The organism is Corynebacterium mastitidis DSM 44356, from assembly GCF_000375365.1.
In the GTDB taxonomy this organism is placed as follows: domain Bacteria; phylum Actinomycetota; class Actinomycetes; order Mycobacteriales; family Mycobacteriaceae; genus Corynebacterium; species Corynebacterium mastitidis.
The window spans coordinates 235,684-253,213 of the sequence record NZ_AQXB01000002.1 but is presented as its reverse complement, the minus strand read 5'-3'; the positions used below and the strand labels follow the sequence as shown (position 1 = coordinate 253,213).

14 protein-coding genes are annotated in these 17,530 nt (G+C 64.0%); 4 read left to right on the top strand and 10 right to left on the bottom strand.

The window, feature by feature from the left end:
• The first annotated feature begins 102 nt into the window (after positions 1-102).
• A complete protein-coding gene (locus tag B140_RS0103520) occupies positions 103-711 on the top strand; it encodes a hypothetical protein (protein ID WP_018117974.1) in 609 nt (202 codons plus the stop codon).
• Positions 712-768: 57 nt separating this feature from the next.
• A complete protein-coding gene (radA, locus tag B140_RS0103515) occupies positions 769-2,205 on the top strand; it encodes a DNA repair protein RadA (RefSeq protein ID WP_026165952.1) in 1,437 nt (478 codons plus the stop codon).
• Here the strand turns inward: radA and B140_RS0103510 are convergent.
• From B140_RS0103510 to B140_RS0103500, 3 genes are read right to left on the bottom strand one after another with little or no spacing between them, the layout of a single operon-like run.
• A complete protein-coding gene (locus B140_RS0103510) occupies positions 2,202-2,927 on the bottom strand; it encodes a DUF7974 family protein (protein WP_026165951.1) in 726 nt (241 codons plus the stop codon). The genes radA and B140_RS0103510 overlap by 4 nt on opposite strands.
• 51 nt (positions 2,928-2,978) lie before the next feature.
• Entirely contained in the window at positions 2,979-3,716 is a 738-nt protein-coding gene (locus B140_RS0103505; RefSeq protein WP_244874375.1) for a YoaK family protein, read from the bottom strand.
• Between the two features lie 4 nt (positions 3,717-3,720).
• Complete coding sequence (locus B140_RS0103500; protein WP_026165950.1) at positions 3,721-4,341, bottom strand: carbonic anhydrase; 621 nt, start codon at positions 4,339-4,341, stop codon at positions 3,721-3,723.
• Between the two features lie 45 nt (positions 4,342-4,386).
• Between B140_RS0103500 and B140_RS0103495 the strand changes: the two genes are divergently transcribed.
• Positions 4,387-5,256, top strand: a complete 870-nt coding sequence (locus B140_RS0103495; protein WP_018117968.1) for an HhH-GPD family protein — start codon at positions 4,387-4,389, stop codon at positions 5,254-5,256.
• A gap of 118 nt (positions 5,257-5,374) precedes the next feature.
• On the opposite strand, the gene B140_RS13255 is transcribed toward B140_RS0103495, so the two are convergent.
• The 4 genes from B140_RS13255 to ribB all read right to left on the bottom strand — a co-directional run bounded on the left by B140_RS13255 (position 5,375) and on the right by ribB (position 9,922).
• Complete coding sequence (locus tag B140_RS13255) at positions 5,375-5,545, bottom strand: DUF4236 domain-containing protein (protein WP_018117967.1); 171 nt, start codon at positions 5,543-5,545, stop codon at positions 5,375-5,377.
• Positions 5,546-5,862: 317 nt separating this feature from the next.
• The gene (locus tag B140_RS11830; protein WP_040425895.1) at positions 5,863-7,968 is read right to left on the bottom strand and encodes an MMPL family transporter; all 2,106 of its coding nucleotides are present in this window, start codon (positions 7,966-7,968) and stop codon (positions 5,863-5,865) included.
• Complete coding sequence (locus B140_RS13250; RefSeq protein ID WP_083912220.1) at positions 7,965-9,188, bottom strand: lysophospholipid acyltransferase family protein; 1,224 nt, start codon at positions 9,186-9,188, stop codon at positions 7,965-7,967. Before B140_RS13250 ends, B140_RS11830 begins: the two co-directional genes overlap by 4 nt.
• Positions 9,188-9,922, bottom strand: a complete 735-nt coding sequence (gene ribB / locus B140_RS13245; RefSeq protein WP_244874379.1) for a 3,4-dihydroxy-2-butanone-4-phosphate synthase — start codon at positions 9,920-9,922, stop codon at positions 9,188-9,190. The genes B140_RS13250 and ribB overlap by 1 nt, the downstream gene beginning before the upstream one ends.
• Before the next feature lie 697 nt (positions 9,923-10,619).
• Here ribB and B140_RS13240 point away from each other — a divergent pair.
• Positions 10,620-11,111 (top strand): MarR family winged helix-turn-helix transcriptional regulator, encoded by a 492-nt coding sequence (locus B140_RS13240; RefSeq protein ID WP_083912226.1) that lies wholly within the window; start codon positions 10,620-10,622, stop codon positions 11,109-11,111.
• Positions 11,112-11,316: 205 nt separating this feature from the next.
• Here B140_RS13240 and B140_RS0103470 read toward each other — a convergent pair whose 3' ends face one another.
• From B140_RS0103470 to B140_RS0103455, 3 genes are all read right to left on the bottom strand, one after another.
• The gene (locus B140_RS0103470) at positions 11,317-12,948 is read right to left on the bottom strand and encodes an ABC-ATPase domain-containing protein (RefSeq protein WP_018117963.1); all 1,632 of its coding nucleotides are present in this window, start codon (positions 12,946-12,948) and stop codon (positions 11,317-11,319) included.
• A gap of 35 nt (positions 12,949-12,983) precedes the next feature.
• The gene (locus B140_RS11820) at positions 12,984-15,593 is read right to left on the bottom strand and encodes an ATP-dependent Clp protease ATP-binding subunit (protein ID WP_018117962.1); all 2,610 of its coding nucleotides are present in this window, start codon (positions 15,591-15,593) and stop codon (positions 12,984-12,986) included.
• Positions 15,594-16,053: 460 nt separating this feature from the next.
• The gene (locus B140_RS0103455) at positions 16,054-17,523 is read right to left on the bottom strand and encodes an MDR family MFS transporter (RefSeq protein WP_026165949.1); all 1,470 of its coding nucleotides are present in this window, start codon (positions 17,521-17,523) and stop codon (positions 16,054-16,056) included.
• Positions 17,524-17,530: the final 7 nt, after the last annotated feature.

Genomic DNA, 17,530 nt, shown 5'->3' with positions numbered 1-17,530 from the left:
TCCTCCGCATTATGGATACCCCTGGCTACATCACCCAACTAGGACGCCCCTGTGAAAACGGCTAGGGTGGTCAGTATTAAGTGTGTTTTTCCGCAAGATCGCATGGAGGACAATCCCGTGAAGTCCCTGAAGTCCGCCGCTCGGCGCGGCGGCGTTATCTCCGCCGTGGCCCTCTCCGCGCTGGCGCTGGCCTCCTGCTCCGCAGGCCAGGTCACCCAGACCTCCAGCCAGGTGGCCGCCGTTGATGGCGCCTCCGCCCACAGCGAGGACGACACCGTGGCGCTGCGCGACGTCACCGTCATCGTGGAGGACTCCGGCGAGGCCGCGCTGAAGTTCACGGCCATCAACCAGGACACCACCCCCACCCCGCACCGCTTACAGTCCGTGAGCGTGAACGGCAAGCCGGTGCGCGTGGAGCAGACCACGGAGATCAAGCCCGGGTGCAGCCTGGTGGCGGACTCCGCGGCGGGCATCGCCGACCTGAACACCGACAAGGACGCCGGCTGCATCGACTACACCGTCACCTCCGTGGAGAACAGCAACTTCGCCCCCGGCGGCAACGCCGAGGTGGAGTTCCTCTTCGACGCGGGCACCATCCCCGTGACGGCCACGATCTCCGCCCCCAACCTGGACTCCGGCACGGTGACCCGCGACTTTGACCGCTACGGCAAGCACGCCCCGGCGGAGCACGCGGAACACGCGGAGCACTAGAAAGCATTTTCGAGGCGGCCGCCGCGCCGCCTCGCCCATACTCTAGAGTTCTAGGGCATGGCAAAGAAAGCGCGCAGCATCCACACCTGCTCCGAGTGCGGATACTCCTCCCCCAAGTGGCTGGGCCGCTGCCCCGAGTGCGGGGCCTGGGGCTCCATGCAGGTCTCCGCCGCGACGCAGGGTGGCGCGACCTCCGGGGGGCGATCGGCGGGCGTCGGGGGCGCCGCCCCCATAGGGCTCACGCCCACCTCCCCGGCGGCCCCCATGACCACCATCCGCGCGAACTCCACGCGCACCATCCCCACCGGCATCGGGGAACTGGACCGCGTCCTGGGCAGCGGCATCGTCCCCGGCTCCGTGGTGCTCATGGCCGGGGAGCCGGGGGTGGGCAAGTCCACCCTGCTGCTCGAGGCGGCGGCCCGCTGGGCGGCGCAGCCCACTGAGCCCGCCGAGGGCTCCTCCCCCGCCACCCGCACGGCCCTCTACGTCACCGCCGAGGAGTCCGTGGGGCAGGTGCGCCTGCGCGCCGAGCGCACCGGGGCGGTGCGCGACACCCTCTACCTGGCCGCCGAGCCCAACCTGGACGTGGTCTTTGGGCACGTGCACCAGGTCAAGCCCTCCCTGCTCATCGTGGACTCGGTGCAGACCATGCAGGCCGAGGGCGTGGAGGGCGTGGCCGGGGGCGTGGCCCAGTCCCGGGCGGTCACCGCCGCCCTGACCACCCTAGCCAAGACCACCGGCATCCCGATCCTGCTGGTGGGCCACGTGACCAAGGACGGCAACGTGGCCGGGCCCCGCGTGCTGGAGCACCTGGTGGACGTGGTGCTCAACTTCGAGGGCGACCGCCACTCCAGCCTCCGCATGCTGCGCGGCATCAAGAACCGCTTCGGCGCCACCGACGAGGTCGGCTGCTTCGAGCAGACCGCCGAGGGCATCCGCGAGGTCGCGGACCCCTCCGGGCTGTTCCTCTCCCACCGGGACCGCACCCCCGACGGCTCCGCCGTGACCGTGGCAATGGACGGCGTGCGCCCCATCCTCGCGGAGGTGCAGTCCCTCGCCGTGGACTCCCCCGCCAAGAACCCCCGCCGCGTGGTCACCGGGCTGGACTCCGCCCGCGTGCCGATGGTGCTCGCGGTGCTCACCGCGCGCGCCCACATGAGCACCCACACCAAGGACGTGTACGTGGCCACCGTGGGCGGCATGAAGATCGGGGAACCGGCCACGGACCTGGCGGTGGCGATGGCCACGGTGTCCACGATCCTCGAAAAACCCCTCCCGGAGCGCACCGTGTTCATCGGCGAGGTGGGGCTGGCCGGGGAGCTGCGCCGCGTGCCCTCGCTGGAGCGCCGACTCCGGGAGGCCGCGCGCCTGGGGTACCGCCGGGCCGTGGTGCCCGCCGGGGAGGCGCCCTCCGTCCCCGGGATGCGCGTGAGCCCCGCCGCGACGCTGGCGGAAGCCATAGCCGCGGCGGGGCTGGGGGAGAAAAAGAATTAGGCCAGGTTGAAGGGCTGCGCCGGGGAGGCGTGCGTGCCGATCACGGCGTGCAGGTAGTAGGCGCCGGGCTCCACGGGCTTGCGCGCCTCGCACTGCCGGGGAGCGGAGGTGGTGCGCGACCACACGGACTCGAAGTGCCGCTCCTCGCCCTTGGGGAAGGTCCTCTTGCCGGAGCCCTCGGAGGGGTTGCAGTCCACGTCGGACCACACCCGGGAGTTGTCCGCCATGGCGTACACCTCGAAGCGCAGCGTCTCCTCGTCCAGGTTGATCTGACAGTCCGCCGCCGTGGGGTTCTTGACCGTCATGTAGAAGGTGGGCTTATCGCCCTCGCGGTAGGTGGCCTGCGAGGTCTTGGCGGTGATCTCCAGGTCGCCCAGCTCGCAGGTGCGCTTGGCCGCGGCGGCCACGGTGCTCGTGGCGGCCTCGCTCGGCTCCTCGCTGGGTTCTTCGCTCTCCGAGCTTTCCGGCCCCTCCGTGCTCTCCGAGCTTTCGTCCTCCTCCGAGGCGGAGGTGGACGCCTCCGCGCTGGAGGGGGTGTGCGCCGTGGACTCCTGCACTGCGGCAGAGGTAGAAGCGGGTTGCTGTTCTTCCTCGCTGCCGCCGCCCAGGGCCACGGCGGCCCAAATAAGGGCAGCCACCGCCACAATAACCACCACGGCGGCGGCTACGCGACGTCGCACGTAGATCTCTTCTGGGAGACGATCATGTTGTTGCGGGCTCACGCCTTACCACTCTATGCGTTTCCCGCGCGGGCAATGTGTACCACGCCGCAATTAATGCTCGTCTTTTCGTAAAAACGAGCGGTCGTCCACCCACCAGGTCACGCCGGTCATGGCCATGGCCGCCAGGCTGAGCAGGAAGAGGGCGTCGTCCACGCCCTGCGAGTAAAAGACCGCGCCTCCGCACGCCGCCCCGGCCACGAAGCCCGCGTAGGTGGCGAGCTGGGGCATCCACATCCACCGCTGCTTGCCCGCCACATGCAGGGCCGCGCCCTGGCCGATCTTCACCAGCGTGCCCGTGACGTAGGACAGCGGCATGACCACCTGGCCGCGCCTGCTGATGGAGGTGTTCAGCGCGCCCAGGCCGAAGGCCAGGAACAGGATCGGGATGGGGGTCAGGGCGTCGTCCTGGGCACCCAGCCAGAGGTCGGAGGCGAAGGACAGGATGATGGCCACGGTGGTGACCACCATGGCGCCGTGCCGGGCGTGCAACCACACGTAGATCCGGGCCAGGGTGGCGGTGAAGGCGCCGATCACAAAGACCACCACGGCACTCAAGGCCGCCAGCCCCGCGCCCACGCTGCCCTTGATGGGCTCGAGCACCATGCGCTCGGTGTTGCCCGTCATGAAGGTGACGTACCAGCCCGAGGAGTACAGCCAGGCCGCCGCGCCCGTGGCGCCCGCCAGGCTGGCGAGCATCACGCCCAGGAAGAACTCGCGGAAGCTGTAGTACGGGGCCAGATAGTCATAGGGGCGGTCCATGACCTCTCGCCAGGCTTCTCGTCGATTCATCGCATCACCTCACCCCGTGCGTGGCCACGGTCTCCACGTGGCCGTCGCCCAGCACGTAGCGCAGCCCCACCACACCGATGCGGCCCGCGGCGATCTCCTCCGGGAGGTGCGGGAGCCGGTGCATGAGCTGGCCGATGGTCTCGGTGACGTGAATCCGCTCGTAGTCGCCCCGCTCGTTTCTCCCCTCCCGGCGCGCGGCCAGCACCGAGGGCGTCACCCGCTCCACCAGGATGCGCTGCCACCCCTCGGGGATCGCGCCCTCGTCGAGCGCCTTGGCCGCCGCCGCCACCGCGCCGCAGCTCTCGTGGCCCATCACCACGATCAGCGGCACGCCCAGGCCGTCCACCGCGTACTCCAGGGAGGCCAGCACCGCCGGGTCCGTGATCTCCCCGGCCGTGCGGATCACAAAGAGATCGCCGAAGCCGACGTCGAAGATCAGCTCCACCGGGACGCGGGAGTCCGAGCAGGCCAGCACCACGGCCGCGGGATTCTGCCCCCCGCGCAGGGTCTCGCGGCGGTGATCGTCGCGGTTGGGATTCTTTTCCTGAGCCGCGCAAAAGCGCTTATTCCCCGCCCGCAGGGCTTCCCACACGTCCTGGGGCGAGGCATCGGGATACAAAGTCATAGTGAATAAGAATCATACAGAATTATAGCCTCTATACTGCGGTAAATGACCTCCCTTCAGCACGCCGTGATCACCTGGTACCGCGCCCACGCCCGCGCGCTGCCCTGGCGCTCCCCCGGCACCACCGCGTGGGAGGTGTTGCTCTCCGAGGTGATGAGCCAGCAAACACCCGTGGCCCGCGTGGCCCCCATCTGGGAACAGTGGCGCGAGCGCTGGCCCACCCCCGCGCACTTCGCCCAGGCCGGGCGCGACGAGGTGCTGCGCGCCTGGGGCCGCCTGGGCTACCCCCGCCGCGCGCTGCGCCTGCACGAGTGCGCCGCCGAGATCGTGCGCCGCTTCGACGGCGAGGTGCCCGCCGAGGTGGAGGACCTGCTGAGCCTGCCCGGCATCGGGGAGTACACCGCCCGGGCGGTGGCCTGCTTCCACTTCGGCCGCAACGTGCCGGTGGTGGACACCAACGTGCGGCGGGTGTACCGCCGCGCCGTCGAGGGCACGTACCTGCCCGGGACCGCCTCCAAGAGAGAACTCGCCCAGGTGGGCGCCCTCCTGCCGGAACACGACGGCCCCACCTTCTCCGTGGGGCTCATGGAGCTGGGCGCGCTCGTGTGCACCGCAGCCTCCCCCGACTGCCCCGCCTGCCCCCTGCGCACCCGCTGCGCGTGGGTGGCGGCGGGCAGCCCACAGCCCACCGAGGAGGAAAAGAAGCGACGCCGCGTGCAAAAGTACACCGGTACCGACCGCCACGCCCGGGGCACCATCATGGCGCTGCTGCGCGGCTCCGACGCCCCCATCACCCAGGCGCAGATCGACGTCGCCTGGCCTGACGCCGCGCAGCGCTCCCGCGCGCTGTTCGGGTTGATCGACGACGGCCTCGCGGAGCAACTGGCCGACGGCACCTTCCGACTGCCGCGCTGACGGGCCTACTGGAAAGCTACTTGAAAGCGGGCTTTCCAGTAGAAAAGGGCGCTGAGCAGGGCGTGTTCCGGCTACTTGAAACTACTTGAAAAATTTTCAAGTAGCCTCACCCGCCCCGCTACTTCCAGCGACCCCGGAAGTTCAACCCGCCGGGGAGGTTCACCCACAGCCCACCGCGGCTATTCACCGTCACCGGACCGATCTTGGTGGAGGCCGAGGCCCCCGAGCCGGAGATGTTGATCCAGCTATTCTTGCCGGTCTTTTTCTTCTGCCGATACTGCAAGCCCATGATGTGTACCCTTCCTCAGTTTCTTACGCTCCCACCAATCCTACGAGAGGCCACCCCAGCGGCCTTCATCCCACGGCGCGGCCCCGGAGATTCCCGGCAGACACAGCGCGGCATGGAACGGGGCGAACGAGACTGGTGCTCCAACTCGCAAAGACTCGCCCAACCTTATGCCCCTACACAGCCCGCACTTCAGCCTCACCTCACACCGGGAAAACCAGCCCAGAAACCACTGCAAGGCCGATCCCATGAAACCGAGAGGATTGACCTTACAGAATAAAATTTCACACATCTAAGCTAAGTATCACACAGGAAATCAACTACACCACACGCCTACCCCAGACCCTTTCCCCCACAATTCCAAGGATTGCAGGAAAAAGAAGAGGCCGCACTACCAGCGCATCCAAAGCGACCGCCATCGCGAGACCAAGCCCAAGCTCTTGGATGATGCTAATTTTCGCCACCATAAAGGACAAAAACACACCGATCATAATAATGGCGGCCGATATAACTAATCGCGATGTTTTTTGCACACCAATAGCTATAGCCATGGCATGATCCCGCCCGTGCACCCATTCTTCCTTCATGCGGGCCGCCATAAGAACCATATAATCCATACTCAGCCCAAACACGATCGCAAATATCACCAGCGGCGTAACACTGTTAATAGGAGACCCCGTAAAAATTCTCCACAAAAATGAGAGTAAACCAATCGCCGCTGCAACGACCAATACATTCAACAAAACCGCAAGGAACGGCAAAAACCAGGACCGGAACGCCCACCCCAAAAGCACTAAGCTCAAAATGGCGACGATAGAAACTACCCATGGTATAGAGTTCTCCACAAGAATATCAAACTCTACCCCTCCGACAGTAGCCCCCATTACAAAGACGCTTTCCCCCGTATCCCCCTCCCACCGCTGGGCGGTTTCCTTGACTGCGGACACCATATCGTGAGCTACTTCGCTATCCGGCGCACCAGTCGCGGTCAACAGGATTCGTGAATAAGAATGATCTTCCCTTGCTCCAGTCAACGCCATACCCACAAATTGGGCAGCCGGATCGTCAGGACCAATGACATCAAGAACCTCAGGGATCTCCGCCAACCGATCAATAAAACCATGTACGTTCTCAGAATCCCTAACAATAACACTGGTCGGAAATAACTCACGCGCATCAAGCTCACCATTAACCACCTCAATACCGACCCTCGAATCAGTCCCCTCTGGAAGGATCGAAGCGGAGGCCACGGGCACCCGTAGCGCCAATGAGGCCAGCGGAGCCGCAGCCATCAACAGCGGTATCATCACAGCGATAGACACAAAACCACCACGGCGCAAAGGTACAGGAGTGCGATCATTTAAGTAGGTACTGGAATCTTTAACATCACCATCACCAGATGGGCGCACCGCCGGGATAAACCCGGGAAGTTTCCCAAAAAATACCTTATCCCCAAGCACCGCAATAAGCGCGGGAACAAAAGTGGAAACAGCAGCAATAGCTACTATCGTAACAACAACACCGGCGGCCGCGATTGAACTAAACACCATGTTTCGCGCCCAGAAAAGCGCACACAACGCCGCAACAACACACAACCCGCCAAACCGGATCGCATGCCCAACGGTACTACTAGCCGTCCGCAACGCCTCATCAGCAGACTTCCCTTGAGCAAGACTTTCCTTATATCGGGAAAGTAAGAATAGGCAGTAATCCACCGAAACCGCCAGACCTATCAATGAACCGGCAGTAATATAGAAGTTAGATGTATCTATATTCCACGAAACTAACGTTCCTATCCCCTGGGCACCCGCCAGGCAAACTGCGGCAGTCGCCATAGTAATAAGGACAGGACCAACGGCTCGAAACACCAGAAGAAGAATGAAAATCAACAAAGGAAATGCAATAAATTCGGCATGGAGAGCATCCCTTTGCGACTGCATGTTCAGATCATAGTCAAGCGCTGCCGCACCAGTGACATGACTTCGAATCCCTGTCCCTGCCAGCGCTTTTTCAATTGCGCCACGCAATTCCGGGACACTATTTTGAGTAGTAGTGTTATCGGCATCAAAGCCAATCTGAAGCACCTGCGTGTTCCCAGATTCAGAGGCAAGGGAAGGGGCCGACCGGCTGTCTATAACAGCCCCAACATGATCAATAGACTCTGCGGCCGCAACAGCTTGGTCAAGGATGTCAAGCGGCACAGCATCCTCGCCAGAAAGAACGACGATGAGCTGGTTTTCCGGATCACCAAATACTTCCTGGGCTATATCCTGTGCGGTTACGGAATCCGCACGCGAATCAGTGAATCCCCCCGCTTTGACCGCCCCAGTCAATTGGGTCGCCAATGCCCCAGTTACCACAAAAAACAAAACCCATGCCGCAAGAAATTTCCTAGGGTTGCGTTGGACAATCGTTAAAATTTTCATCCCTCCACTCCCAGCTCTGCGAGGCATTTATTAATTCGATCGCGCCTCCTGGGACCACGCTGATCCTCAGGCCTGATCGACTCCCTTGCACACTGATACGCCTCAATCGCTCCTTGGCGATCCCCCATAGCGAGTCGACTTTCCGCCAAGCCCACATAGGCTTGTGATGTCATCAAACCACCACGCTTGGCAGATTCTAGGAAAAATCGAGAAGCCTCCTGGGCCCCACCCCCTACGTGCTTAGGGAGAAGCAAACTTGTTCTACCCGCCAGATACGCCGCAAAGTCATTCGACCTATAATTAGCGCTCGCCTGCCGGGCTTCAAGCCCGATCCGCAAAACTTTTAAAATCCTAATAGGAGGAACTGAACTCAAGGCGGAAAATCCTCGAACACGATTTCTCTGCAATTCGAGACCCGGATGGCGCTTAGACATTTCACTGGCGAGGCCCAGCAAAAGTTCCAGCCGCCCGATTACTTCTTCAGGAAGTAAACCAGAATCAGACATATTCTCTGCAATAATTACCTGCGCAAGATCAACAATTGCATCAATCTGCGCCGTAGTGGCGCACCCGTTATTCAGAGACGCCTGTTGCCCTAGTTTCTGCACCCTTCGAAAAGCTTCATCCCGCATACGTCGCGCACATTCCCGAAAATCATCTCCATGGGGAACGGGCAGAGGAGCCCCAATAGAAGCGGAATACGTCCCCACCCGAGGAATATGCACTCCCTTAGGAAGAATACCCTCCAGCCCCACCATACCGATTGGAACTACCGTAGCTCCAGCACTCAGGGCCATACGGAAAGCGCCAGATTTGAATGGAAGCAGCTCTTTCCCAGGACCACGAGTTCCTTCAGGATAAAGGACAAGGATGTTCCCCTCATCAAGTATCCGCTGCGCTATCTCGAACACCTGTTGACCGGGAGCCGTTCTATCAACCGGATAGCAGTTCATCGATTCATGCCAGGTGCGCGAAGCGAATTTTTCGAACGACTCGGCCTTAGTTGGGTACCAGACCTCCCCCGGTCGCACTGCGTGCAAGAACGTCAAAGTAGCAAAGTGATCAAGGTAACTAGAATGATTAGCCACCACCACTAAAGGTCCACTGCGTGGGATATTATTTAAACCAACCACAGTACCAAGACGCTGCCTCATAAATCTATGGATCATGGGCGTCGAAACATCCCGGACCAGCTCACCCGCCGTGTGAGGTATTTTCATCAGAAAAATCCTCCATCCAAATTCCGATCAATACTCACGCCAGCGTCGATCTGTTTCCGGCGGTACTCTCTCAAACATTCAATCGTGGTCATGAGGAGTCCATGTTCCGCGCACCACCCAATAAGATCCGGGAATCGGAGCATCTCGCCATCCTCACCAACAATCTCAATAATTGCTGCTACAGGTGCCAGACCAGCCATGCGAGCAAGATCTACTCCCGCTTCAGTATGCCCAACGCGAGTCAAGGTTCCACCATCTCGGGCAATAAGAGGGAACACATGGCCAGGCCGATGGAAGTCATCAGCATTACCCCCCTTAGCTCCCAAACTAATCGTGACAGCCCGATCACTAGCAGAAATTCCCGTAGTAACGCCATGAGAAGCAGTCGCATCGCACGAAACGGTAAAGGCTGTGCCAAAATCATCCTCATTACGAGCAACCATTGGTGGTAAGTGCAGCTCAGCTGCCCGCTCTGCACTCATGGGCATGCACAGAAGCCCCTTACCATGCGTGATCATGAAGTTAACAGATTCCGAGGTTATCTTTTCTGCAGCGATAATAAGATCGCCCTCGTTTTCCCGATCCTCATCATCAACAAGCACCACCATGGCCCCATCACGTATTGCACGCACAACATCTTCTATGGGTGCCAATCGACCTTTTCTCCGATTTCGATCATGGGGGATTGCGCTATCGCCCTGTTTCTCCCGCATATCAAGTCCAATCGTTCTCATCACTACATCCCAGGTTGATACCCCAGAACATGTATGTCGTCACATGCATGTTGTATCATGTATATGTGTATTGGCCAGCCTAGCACCAGTCATGGACCGGCACCACCCAAACCCCACCCAACGATGGACACAATATGCACAGCAGACCATGGACAACCGACTACACAGCAAGTAGAACCATTGCCGCTTCCGCCACCGCAATCACAGAGGTTCTACTCGACGCTTCACGACTCCCCCTCTGGAACCCCGCCCTCTCATCAGTCTCTCCGCCCCGCATGGACGGAAGCCACTCGATCGTCGCCCTCCGCGTCCTTCATGGCCGCTTGCGCTATGTAGACAATCCCATTGGTATAACAATGCTCATCACCATCCCGGGACTCCGGGAACTTTCCCATTGGTTCATTCAATCAAGGGAAAACAAGACATCACCTGTACTGATTGAACACAGGGTTCGCCAACAAGGCCCCCTAGCCTCTCTTATTGGTGCGCACGAAGCAGAAAAGGTTCCCCTGAAAAGACTAGATCGTCTCGCCGAAATAATTCACTAGCGCTAACAAGATATAAAGATACAAAATTGTCCACCCGGCAGAGAACGACTCTCACTTGGGGCACCATCGTACCCTACCCACCCCACACAACTCCCCCAGAAGTCCGCAGATTTTCGCCCGGAGCAAAGATATGATACGACATGCAGTTGATGAATACTGACAATCCTAAGACCGCCGAAGCCCTGCGCTACACAGTTCTAGCGGTACAGAGACAGGGAAACCGCCGTCTCGGAGACCTCCTCCGACGGATCAACCTGACCCCCTCGCAAGCAGAGGCCCTCGAAGTTCTATCCGAACATGGGCCCATGACGACTCGGGCCGTAGGAGAATACCTCCTCTGCGAATCAGGAAGCCCAAGCAGGATACTTTCAGCACTATCGGAAAAAGGGTTATCCACGCGATCGCAATCAGATACAGACCGACGCGCTACACTCCACGCCTTAACAGAAGAAGGAAAAGAAAAACTCGAACAGGCTCGCCGCTGCCAAAACGATTTTAACTCGCATTTTATGTCAACACTGATCGACCAATTTGCAACGGAAGAAGAAATAGTTGCACTCACCGAAAAATTGGCAAAATTGGTCAGCGATCCTGCACTTAGCGCCGCTTTAGAACTACGCTTCCCCGAACTCTCGAAATAAGAAAAGTTCGTCCACTTTCTTAGTCTCCTACGTCCCCACCAATCCTACAAGAGGCCACCCCAACCGCTTTCATCCCACGGCGTGGCCCCGGAGGTTACCAGCAGACACAGCGCGGCATGGAACGGCGCGAACGGACCCAGCGACCACCAGAAACAACCAACCCCACCCCGAGCTCCGCACGCTCCTCTAAGGACTGATCCCCAGCTCAGGAGACCTCCAACCCCCGGTACCTATTCACCGCCGCCATGATCTCGTGGGCGCGGGGTCGCGCGTAGAGCCCGGGGTGCCCCCGGTGCGGGGAGAGGGCGCTAAGCCCCTGGGCGTCGATAAGCTCGGTGACCTGCTCCACCGCAGCGCGCAGGGACTCCCCCGATCCCAGCCGCCGTTCCAGCAGGTCGATCGCGTGGGCGATGCCGGTGGTCTGCGCCTGGTCCACCAGTTGCTCGGCGGGCCCGAGGTCGATGGTCGCCTTGCCGTAGCGGATGAGCGTCCTGCCCTTGGCGGCGGCGGGCTTCCGCTTGCCGGGGGCGCTCAGTTCCACGGGCACGCGCGGGGCTCCGGGGCGAAACTCCGCTGAGGTGGAGGGGGCCTCGCCGCCGAGGCCGTGGGCCCGTTCGGTGACGTCGGATACCCGGTAGGCGTCGAGGGCGATCACGTGGTCCGCCACGGAGAAGAAGGCCCCGGAGCCGCCCGCCACGAGGATGGTGGAGACCCCGGCGTCCCGGTAGAGGGAGCGCACCGTGTCCACGAAGGGGGTGATGGGCTCGCGGTCGGCGCTGATCAGCGCCCGCATGCGCTCGTCGCGGATCATGAAGTTGGTGGCGGAGGTGTCCTCGTCGATGAGCAGCGCGTCCGCCCCGGCCTCGATGGCCTCCACGAGGTTGGCCGCCTGCGAGGTGGAGCCGGAGGCGTTGGTGGTGGAAAAGGCGGTGGTGTCCTCCCCGGAGGGCAGGTTGTTGATGAAGGCCGAGATGTCCGCGCCGCTCACGGCGCGCCCGTCCTCGGCGCGCACGGAGACGGCGTCGGGTCGGGTGATCACCCATTCCCGGCCGTCGCCCTCCACGTGCGGGTACACGCCGCGTTCCAGGGCGCGCAGCAGGGTGGACTTGCCGTGGTAGCCGCCGCCCACGATCACGGTCACGCCCTCGGGCACGCCCATACCGGCGAGCGTGCGCCCACTGGGCAGCGTCACCTCGCGGCGCAGGCTCTCGGGGGAGGCGAAGGGCACCGCGCCGCGCAGCGGCTCGTCGCTGTCGCCCGCCCGGCGCGGCAGGATGGCCCCCTCGCCCACGAAGGCCACCAGCCCCAGCTCCGGCAGGCGGGCGCGCAGCCATTCCTGGTCCTGGTGGAGGGCGACGTGGCGGTCCAGCGCGGCGCGGTCTACCCCCCGCAGCCGCCGCGCGGCCTCGGGCAGGCGCTGCGTGAGGATGGTGGAGGCCAGGCGCCCCTTGATGCGCCTGCCCGCGGCGGGCAGCGCCACGGTGAAGCGCACCAGGAGGTGATCCTCGCGCACCTCGGCGGTGGTGCGTTCGAGAACCTGCTGGCCGATACGCCCGATGCTGAGGTCGCGGTCGCCGGATACGGCGGCGTCGAAGGCCCGGGTGAAAAAGTCCGCCGCCGCCACCTTCTGGCCGCGCTCCCGGTACTCCGGGAGGGCCAGCGGCACGCTCAGGTGCGCCAGCGAGGGCGGGGCGTAGGGATCGACCTGCGCGCGGTCGAGGGTGAACACGACCCCCTCGCCGAGGTCGTAGGGCGTGCCCGCCAGGTCGCGGTAGGCCCCGTAGGGCTTGCCGTCCAAGGCGGTGAGGTCACGGTGCAGGGCGCTCAGATTCTTCATCCCCTCCCTGTTTACCAGGAGGGGATGGGCGGCTGCTAGGACTCCGAGGGGACCTCGCGGACCTCGTCCTCGCGCTCCTCGAAGGCCTCCTCCGGCAACGGCTTGGGGCGCGGGGTGAAGGTAAACGCGGCGTCCTGCGTCTCCTTGGACTCGCCGTCCCAGCCCTCCACGTCCACGGTGACGATCTCGCCGGCGCCCAGCTCGCCGAAGAGGATCTTCTCGCTCATGGCGTCCTCGATCTCGCGCTGGATGGTGCGGCGCAGCGGGCGGGCGCCGAGCACCGGGTCGAAGCCGCGCTTGGCCAGCAGGGCCTTGGCCTTCTCCGTGAGCTCGATGCCCATGTCCTTGGCCTGCAGCATCTTCTCCACGCGCCCGATGAGCAGCTCCACCATCTCCACGATCTGGTCCTGGGTGAGCTGGTGGAACACCACCGTGTCATCGATGCGGTTGAGGAACTCGGGCTTGAAGTGCTTCTTCAGCTCGTCGTGCACCTTGTTCTTCATCCGCTGGTACTGCGCGGCCTCGTCGTTCTCCGAGGAGCCCGTGAAGCCCATGCCCACGGCCTTGGAGATGTCCTGGGTGCCCAGGTTGGAGGTGAAGATGAGCACGGTGTTCTTGAAGTCCACCACGCGCCCCTGGCCGTCGGTCAGGCGGCCCTCCTCCAGCACCTGGAGCAGGGTGTTGTAGATCTCCTTGTGGGCCTTCTCGATCTCGTCGAAGAGCACCACGGAGAACGGCTTGCGGCGCACCTTCTCGGTGAGCTGGCCGCCCTCCTCGTAGCCCACGTATCCGGGGGGCGCGCCGAAGAGGCGCGAGGCGGTGAAGCGGTCGTGGAACTCGCCCATGTCGATCTGGATCAGGGCGTCCTCCTCGCCGAAGAGGAACTCCGCGAGCGCCTTGGACAGCTCCGTCTTGCCCACGCCCGACGGCCCCGCGAAGATGAAGGAGCCGGAGGGGCGCTTGGGGTCCTTCAGGCCCGCGCGCGTGCGGCGGATGGCGCGCGCCACGGACTTCACGGCGTCGTCCTGGCCGATGATCCGCTTGTGCAGCTCCGCCTCCATGTTGAGCAGGCGCGTGGACTCCTCCTCGGTGAGCTTGAACACCGGGATGCCGGTCCAGTTGCCCAGCACCTCCGCGATCTGCTCCTCGCCCACCTCGGCGATGTCCTCCAGGTCGCCGTCGCGCCACTGCTTTTCCTTCTCCGCGCGCTCCTCGCCCAGCTTGCGCTCCTGATCGCGCAGCCCGGCGGCCTTCTCAAAGTCCTGCGCGTCGATGGCCGCCTCCTTCTCCTTGCGCACGGCGGCGATCCGCTCGTCCACCTCGCGCAGGCCCTCCGGGGCGGTCATGCGCTTGATGCGCATGCGGGCGCCGGCCTCGTCGATGAGGTCCACGGCCTTGTCCGGCAGGTAGCGGTCGTTGATGTAGCGGTCGGAGAGGCGCACCGCCGCCTCCAGGGCGGAGTCCGTGATGGACACGCGGTGGTGGGCCTCGTAGCGGTCCCGCAGGCCCTTGAGGATCTCCACGGACAGCTCCACGGAGGGCTCCGGCACCTGCACGGGCTGGAAGCGGCGCTCCAGGGCGGCGTCCTTCTCGATGTGCTTGCGGTACTCGTCCAGGGTGGTCGCGCCGATGGTCTGCAGCTCGCCCCGGGCCAGCTTGGGCTTGAGCAGGCTGGCGGCGTCGATGGCGCCCTCCGCCGCGCCCGCGCCCACCAGGGTGTGGATCTCGTCGATGAACAGGATGATGTCCCCGCGCTGGTTGATCTCCTTGAGCACCTTCTTCAGGCGCTCCTCGAAGTCTCCTCGGTAGCGCGAGCCCGCCACCAGGGAACCCAGGTCCAGGGAGTAGAGCTGCTTATCCTTGAGCGTCTCCGGCACCTTGCCGTTGACGATGTCCAGGGCCAGGCCCTCCACCACGGCGGTCTTGCCCACGCCGGGCTCGCCGATGAGCACCGGGTTGTTCTTGGTGCGGCGGGACAGCACCTGCATCACGCGCTCGATTTCCTTCTCGCGCCCCACCACCGGGTCGAGCTTGCCGTCCTTGGCGGCCTGGGTGAGGTTGCGGCCAAACTGGTCTAGCACCAGGGAGTTGGAGCGGTCCCCGGAGGAGCCGCGCCCGCCACTGCCCCCGCCGGGGCCCGCGGCCGCGCCCGCGCCCACCGGGCCGCCGCTGGGCTGGTTGTTCTCCGGGTTGGTCCCCTGGCCGCCCTCGTAGCCCGAGAGCAACTGGATCACCTGCTGGCGCACGCGCGGCAGGTCCGCCCCCAGCTTGACCAGCACCTGGGCGGCCACGCCCTCGCCCTCGCGGATGAGGCCGAGGAGCAGGAACTCCGTGCCGATGTACTTGTGACCCATCTGCAGGCCCTCGCGCAGGGAAAGCTCGAGCACCTTCTTGGCGCGGGGGGTAAAGGGAATGTGCCCGGTGTGCGGCTGCGTCCCGTGGCCGATAATCTCCTCCACCTCGCGGCGGACGTCGTCCAGGGAAATGCCCATGGACTCCAGGGCCTTGGCGGCCACGCCCTCGCCCTCGTGGATAAGACCGAGGAGAATGTGCTCGGTGCCGATGTAATTGTGATTGAGCATCCGCGCCTCTTCCTGAGCCAGGACGATGACGCGCCGCGCGCGATCGGTAAACCTCTCGAACATTGCCTGCTAAACCCCTTGCTTCATCGTTGCTTTTGTTGCACCCACTCTAACGCCCGGCTGGGAGGAAAAAATGCGCCCGTGCGCCCGCGCCTCCTGCCCGCCCCGCAAAACGCGCCATCCTCCCAGCTCAGGGACCTGTACGCCGGTAGCGAACAGGGGCTTTTCCGCGCATGTATCGCCGCGTATCCCCGCGCTTGGGAGCCCCGTGATACGGCCCAGACCCGGCGCGCCACGGCGAGGACACAGCGCGGCGAGGGCACGGCCGGGCCCGACGGGGACCAGGAACCGGGGCACCGGCCCGGCGGAGGGAAAGCCGCACCGCGCGGGGCCGCAAGGCGGGCGGGAAAAGAGCACGCGCGACAAGCGCGGGCACGAAAAAGGGGCCGCGCACCCCGCGCGGCCCCTCTCCCCTGGCACCCCCAAAAAACGCCACGCCCCCCGGCGAATCGCCCGGCACCCGCTAGTGCGGCGCGCCCTCCGTGCTCACCCGGCGCACGAAGAAGGACACCACCAGCGCCGCCACCGCAAAGCCCGTGGCCAGCAGGAAGGCGCGGTGGGTACCGTGCGCCGTGGCGGCCTCCAGGGCGTTCCCCTGGGAGATCGCCACCTGCGTTCCCCGGCCCAGGATGGCCATGAGCAGCGCCGTGCCCATGGCCCCGGCGAGCTGCTGGAGGGTGTTCAGCGCCGCCGAGCCGTGCCCGTACAGCCGCGCGGGCACCGCCCCCAGGGCGGTGGTCATCAGCGGGGTGATGGACAGGCCCAGCGACAGCGAGAAGCAGATGTGCATGAGCATCACCGTGAGCAGCGTGGTGGACTCGTCCACCGTGGACAGCGCGGCCAGCGACCCGACCAGCAGCATTGCGCCGGGGATCAGCAGCGGGCGCGGCCCCACCCGGTCGAAAGCCCGGCCCACGAACGGCGCGAGCAGGCCGTTGAGCAGGCCGCCCGGCAGCAGGATGAAGCCGGTGACCTTTTCCGTGAAGTCCAGGGAGGTCTGCAGGTAGATCGGCAGGACGGTCACCGCGCCCAGCAGCGCGCCAAAGACCATGAGCAACACGAGCACCGGGACGGTGAAGTCCCGCAGGGCGAACACCCGGATGTCGAGCAGGGCGCGCCCGGAGGGGATCAGCGCGCGCTGGCGCCACACGAATACCGCCAGGGCCGCCAGGCCCACCGCGCCGATGACGAGCACGCGGGCGCGCTCGTTACTCTGCGGGTCGAGCAGCTCGCCCACGGCGCTAAGCGCGTAGATCAGCGCGCCGAAGGCCAGGGCGGACAGGCCCACGGAGAGGGCGTCCAGCGGGGTGCGGGCGGTCTCCCCGATGTTGCGCAGGAACGCCATGCCGCAGGCCAGGACCACCGCCACCAGGGGCACCATGACCCAGAAGAGCCAGTGCCAGGAGAGCTTATCGAGGATCAGCCCGGACACCGTGGGGCCGAGCGCCGGGGCCACCGCCATCACGATGGAGATGGTGCCCATCACCGTGCCGCGCCGCTGAGGCGGCACCACCGTCATGGCCACGGTCATCAGCAGCGGCATAATGAGCGCGGTGCCCACGGCCTGCAGCACGCGGCCCACCAGCAGCACGCCGAAGGCGGGCGCCAGGGCCGCCACCACCGTGCCCGCGAGGAAGGAGCTCAACGCCAGCACGAATATGGTGCGGGTGCTCAGGCGCTGCAGCAGGTAGCCGGTGGTGGGGATCACGATCGCCATCGTGAGCATGAAGCCCGTGGTGAGCCACTGGGCCTTGTCCGTCTCGATGCCGAAGTCCGCCATGATGGCGGGCAGCGCCACGGAGAGGATCGTTTCATTGAGGAACATCATCATGGCGGCAAAGACGAGCACCACCAGAACGACGATCACGGAACCTGGGATCTTCACGTCCTCAGAAGGGGAATCTAGAGGAGCGGAAGGCTCATTGTCAGACATAAAAAAA